This window comes from Pseudomonas sp. SIMBA_067, from assembly GCF_046534675.1.
Lineage (GTDB): Bacteria > Pseudomonadota > Gammaproteobacteria > Pseudomonadales > Pseudomonadaceae > Aquipseudomonas > Aquipseudomonas putida.
Genome location: NZ_JAWRYH010000437.1, coordinates 1 through 271, shown reverse-complemented (window position 1 = coordinate 271; position 271 = coordinate 1). Strand labels below are relative to the sequence as shown.

The 271-nt window shown below is 40.6% G+C and carries 1 protein-coding gene; it reads left to right on the top strand.

The window, feature by feature from the left end; translation table 11 throughout:
* A partial coding sequence (locus SB765_RS29790) for a LapD/MoxY N-terminal periplasmic domain-containing protein (RefSeq protein ID WP_410932515.1) occupies positions 1-271 on the top strand: 271 nt, incomplete at both ends.

The following is a 271-nucleotide window of genomic DNA, read 5'->3' as shown; positions in this document are numbered from 1 at the left end:
CTATGCATTCTGAAATAAATAATGGCTGGATGATGGCAGGTACGCTCGATGTAACTAGCCATACTGGGCAATCGTATTTAACCTTGTGGCAACACACTCTTCGCAGCTTATATAGCTCGTTTTTACTATTGGCTGCATCACTCGCTATAGCATTTTTAATATTACGTGCGGTATTTAAGCCATTAAAAGCAGTAGAAGATCAAGCCACTTTAGTAACCCGCAAACGCTTTACCTTAAATAAAGAAATACCGGTAGCAAGGGAGCTTCGTAC